This window comes from Aquincola agrisoli, from assembly GCF_036621135.1.
In the GTDB taxonomy this organism is placed as follows: Bacteria; Pseudomonadota; Gammaproteobacteria; order Burkholderiales; family Burkholderiaceae_C; genus Aquincola; species Aquincola agrisoli.
The window spans coordinates 1-727 of the sequence record NZ_JAZIBG010000050.1 but is presented as its reverse complement, the minus strand read 5'-3'; the positions used below and the strand labels follow the sequence as shown (position 1 = coordinate 727).

Genomic DNA, 727 nt, shown 5'->3' with positions numbered 1-727 from the left:
GGCGACCGAGCAACGCAGGGCAGTCGGCCCTCCGGGCCGACCGCCTCGGTCGCACGCTCACACGCAGCCGCCCTCTCCCCAGCACCCGGCCCTCACGCGCCCCAAGCGCCCAGCAAAGGGCAGACCGTCAGGCGTCCGGCGCCACCGTGTGCTTGGCCATCAGCTCCAGCGCCTTCACCAGCCCCGAGTGGTCCAGCTGGTCCCAGCCCTGCGCCGCCGCCGCCTGCATCAGCTGCGCCGCCCCCGCCGTCTGCGGCAGCGCCACCCCGATCGCCTTGGCTCCCTGCAGCGCCAGGTTCAGGTCCTTCTGGTGCAGCCCGATGCGAAACCCCGGGTTGAACGTGCGCTTGATCATCCGCTCGCCGTGCACTTCCAGGATCCGGCTGGCCGCAAAGCCGCCCATCAGCGCCTGCCTCACCTTCGCCGGGTCCGCACCCGCCTTGCTCGCGAACACCAGCGCCTCGCTCACCGCCGCAATGTTCAGCGCCACGATGATCTGGTTGGCCACCTTCGTGGTCTGCCCGTCGCCGTTGCCGCCCACCAGCGTGATGTTCTTGCCCATCAGCTCGAACAGCGGCTTCACCTTCTCGAACACCGCTTCGTCGCCGCCGACCATGATGGTCAGGCTGCCCGCCTTGGCGCCCACTTCCCCGCCCGACACCGGCGCGTCCAGGTAGTCGCAGCCCAGCTCGTTGATCTGCCTGGCAAACGCCTTCGTCTCCATCGG

At 70.0% G+C, this 727-nt stretch carries 1 protein-coding gene; it reads right to left on the bottom strand.

Annotation, left to right across the window (positions count from 1 at the left end; all coding sequences use genetic code 11):
- Window positions 1–127 precede the first annotated feature (127 nt).
- The coding region (locus tag V4F39_RS23585; protein WP_332292535.1) for an NAD-binding protein at window positions 128–727 on the bottom strand (600 nt) is incomplete at its 5' end.